This is a genomic window from Thalassotalea sp. PLHSN55 (assembly GCF_052030545.1).
Classification (GTDB): Bacteria; Pseudomonadota; Gammaproteobacteria; order Enterobacterales; family Alteromonadaceae; genus CANMXU01.
Genome location: NZ_JBPDIH010000021.1, coordinates 1 through 3,656 on the forward strand (window position 1 = coordinate 1; position 3,656 = coordinate 3,656).

At 35.5% G+C, this 3,656-nt stretch carries 3 protein-coding genes; all 3 read right to left on the reverse strand.

Annotation, left to right across the window (positions count from 1 at the left end; all coding sequences use genetic code 11):
* Positions 1-323: 323 nt before the first annotated feature.
* Entirely contained in the window at positions 324-1,310 is a 987-nt protein-coding gene (locus ACRRSQ_RS20455; protein ID WP_440877632.1) for a hypothetical protein, read from the reverse strand.
* A 1,012-nt stretch (positions 1,311-2,322) separates the two neighbouring features.
* Positions 2,323-2,865, reverse strand: coding sequence for a hypothetical protein (locus ACRRSQ_RS20460; protein WP_440877633.1), 543 nt, complete (start codon positions 2,863-2,865; stop codon positions 2,323-2,325).
* 126 nt (positions 2,866-2,991) lie between these two features.
* The gene (locus tag ACRRSQ_RS20465; protein WP_440877634.1) at positions 2,992-3,528 is read right to left on the reverse strand and encodes a manganese efflux pump MntP; all 537 of its coding nucleotides are present in this window, start codon (positions 3,526-3,528) and stop codon (positions 2,992-2,994) included.
* Positions 3,529-3,656 lie beyond the last annotated feature (128 nt).

A 3,656-nucleotide genomic window follows, 5' to 3' on the forward strand; every position in this document is an offset into this window, starting at 1 on the left:
AGTAAGAACCCGACCAAATCCCCTAAAGAATATTCATAATAATATTCATACTTAAAATAAAATTTTGTAATAATTACTAGTATCCAAAAACAACCAACAGCTTTGAAAAATCTCAATGACATTTTATTTGTAAGACTCAATTAATTTCTCCTTAAATTAATAAACATTCCACTTTTAATTTGGAAAATGAGCAGCTTTATTCATTGCGTATAACGCCGCCATCAACTGCGTAGCAGCCTGGCGCGTCTTTGTGCGGCACGCACAAAGCGTGACAGGTTGCGGAGTCAGATTGCATGGCCTTGTTATAAACGACCTTAACATTTCTATGATTTCTCATTTATTAAAACACTGGCTTCTTTTTTCATAGCTTCGTAAAGAGCCGTATATTCGATACACTTAGCTTCACTTTTAGGACTTGTAGTCTTTATCTTACCTGCATTTTTTCCTGTAAATTCAAACCACTCATCATCTGGATTACTGATCATTTTTTCACCCGAGTATGAGACGGTAATTTCTGGCTGGCTATCTCTAGAATCATCATCAGCAAGAAGATATAGAAAATCATTCTTTGGTAATGGAATTTTAGAGTATGCGACTTTAGTAAATGCCGGCCAATCGGCACCCTCCACATTTGCTTTGCCGACAGTTAATAGAGCATATTCTTTTGCAGCAAACATATTGTTTGGCATTAATAATTTTTTTAGCTTCTGTAAGCTGAGCAGTGGCAAGAATGCGGGGAATTCAGTTTTGTTAATTACCTGACCAAATGAAATTACCTCTATATTTGGAAGCCCTCTTAGAAACTCAAAATCAGATATTGGTTGTTTCCAATCGAATGTCCCATCAATCCTCAAGTACCTCAAACTATCAATTCCACTTAACCCTGAAAAATCACTCACTTTCCTAAGGTTCTCGATATGTAATGATTTTAACTTTTTAAGTTTACGCAAGGGCCCCAAGTCTGAAAATCCGGAAACATATTCAAGTATAAGCTCTTCAACATTTATTAATGAGGAGACAAAATCTATATCCTTGGTCCTCAAGTGTGTAACTCTTAAACGCTTTATATTAATCAGCTTAGAAACCACTTCTAATTGTTTCTTGCTAGGCTCATGCAGGGTGACTTCTTCTAAATTTTTATATTCTGTAATATCTTCCCATTTTTCATCATCTTTACCAATAGTGATGATTTTTATATCGTCTGGGTTTTCAGGAGCATTTTTAACTGAATATGAATAACGCTCACGATTTGGAATAAGAGTCCAATAATCGTCATTTCGATCTAGAAAATCTGCAAAGTGATGTTTCATAACTTACTCACAGGAGTTTATAACGCTTATATTAATAGGCTAAAAAAGATTGGCTAAAATCGCGAAGCGAAAGCCAACTTTTTTAGTCCTGTTGAATGACTTGTTAGCGGGCAACTACCGAAAAACTAACAAGTAACACTAAACTTTAATTTTTACATTGAACCTGAAAAGGGCGGAACAATGCAAATGAATTTTAAATCTTTACGGGGTTTGCAAATTTGTTGATTAGAAAAAGAAACTAATCTTAAAAATTTTTAACCCTAAACTTCGTTGCCTGCTAACGCCCAATTAATGGGCTTAAAATAGTTTTGCTAAAATTTTGAGGAACGAAAAAAGAGCAAACTGTTTTAAGTCCCGTTGAATTGCTTGTTAGCTGGCAACTTAACCTTTTACTTCCAAACAACACTTTTATTTAATTTAACACTAAACCTGCAAGTAGCTGAACAATAAATTAAAACTTAATGTCTTTACCTGGTTTGCAAATTAGCAGACTTAAATTGAAAGCAGGGCATTCAAGTTTAAAAATAATAAATCTTTGCCTGCTAACGCCCATTTAAGGGGCTGATAATAGTTTGCTAAAATTGTGTAGCGTAGCGAAACCGAGCAAACTGTTAGCAGTCCCGCTTTAAATTCTTGTTATGTACGGCCTGACTTTTTAAAAGAATAAGGCACGTAAATTAGATACGAAAATATCAGCATACTTGTACCAAGTTGCATCGTAGCTTTATCTGAAGAAGCGGAAATCCAGACGCAGAATAAAGTCATAAAAACCTGAAACACGGATATAAGCTTATGCTGATTAAAGTTTAATTTAGCTGAAACAAAAACCCCCACTAAATATTGCACTAGAGTTAAAACAATAAAAAGAATAAATAGTGTTGATAATGATATTTGCACGAGCACCCTTTAAATAAGTACATAACGCCTCAATAAGAGGCTAAAACACGGTAGGCGATAATAGCGAAGCGAAAGCCTAGCTGTTTTTGTCCTACTTAATTGACTTGTTAAGTGGCTATACCTGCAAAAAACTTATTCCTTTAAGGTTGTGGTTTTCAACTATTGATTTAAAGTTTACAGAACCATCTTCAAGATCAACACAGAATAATGTGAACCAATCTTCTTCAACCCTAAAAAGTAAAGTGTGAGGTACCTTGTTAGTATTAAATACATACTTCTCAATCCATAGCTTGTCATCTGAATCATCTACTTCCCAAATAGTTTCATCATGGTTTAAGCATTCGTATGTTCCAACAGGATTTATTAAAACTCCGGCTTCTCCCTCCCAGCTTACAGGTAACAATTCGTCTCTGGTTGAAAGATGAGCTTTTAACAATTCTAGTGTTTGAGGTTTAACCAACATATTACCAGCATTTACACTGTATATGTCAGGTCTCAATCCTCTCTTGTTATCTAATTCAGCTTCAAGGACCGTTGGCCACATATCTATACGGGAATCTCCGCCCATTGCCATTAATTTGATCTTATGAACTTCATCATCTTTAGCTAATAGGCTTTGATAGTCATCAACTTCAAATATAATTTGGTAAACTTTCATGGTGCTCCATAGCCACTTAACGCCTTGCTAAGCGGCGAAAAATTGTTGGCTAAAATTAGCGAGGAACGAGCAAAAGCCAACTGTTTTTTGTCCGTTTGAGCAACTTGTTATGTGCTGATTGGGTTACTACAGCAGAAAGTTTATACCTATTAGTATTAGAGTTACACCGCCGACAAAAGAAGCTTTGCTTTCTAACCAAGTGCCACTTTTAGAGCCAACCAATACACCAACCCAGCTAAATATAAAAGTGGTTACTCCAATGATAAAGCATGCTAAAAAAGGATTTACATTCAAAATAGTTAATGTAAATCCTGCTGCCATAGCATCAATACTCGTTGCTATGGCGAGTATCAGCATAACTCTATGCGTGATTTTTACAAGATCCTCTTCGATTCCTTCTGAAAAAGACTCGAAAATCATTTTACCACCAATTAATAAAAGTAAAATAAATGCAATCCATGGAGCGTATGCCTCAACCCAGCCCATAACGCCTTTACCACCGATATAACCTATTAACGGCATTACTCCCTGAAACAAACCAAAATAAATACCTGACATCAAACTTAAAGGTTTAATCTTATTATTGTGCTTTGCTCCTAACCCTATCGATACAGCAAAAGCATCCATACTTAATGCGACGGCCAAAATTAAAACTTCTACCATTTATCAAAAAACCTTTTTTATATAACACAAGGGTTAAATTGGACGAAAGCACATAGACATAATGACTCCCCACGAGGCTAGCCTCCATTCGTGGGTTAACTTAAAAAGACAGAGCCATAATTAGTTTG

What these genes read in the sequence shown, in the direction of transcription:
- ACRRSQ_RS20455 (WP_440877632.1), bottom strand. Translation starts at nt 1,310, where the DNA reads ATGAAACATCACTTTGCAGATTTTCTAGATCGAAATGACGATTATTGG.
- ACRRSQ_RS20460 (WP_440877633.1), bottom strand. Translation starts at nt 2,865, where the DNA reads ATGAAAGTTTACCAAATTATATTTGAAGTTGATGACTATCAAAGCCTA.
- ACRRSQ_RS20465 (WP_440877634.1), bottom strand. Translation starts at nt 3,528, where the DNA reads ATGGTAGAAGTTTTAATTTTGGCCGTCGCATTAAGTATGGATGCTTTT.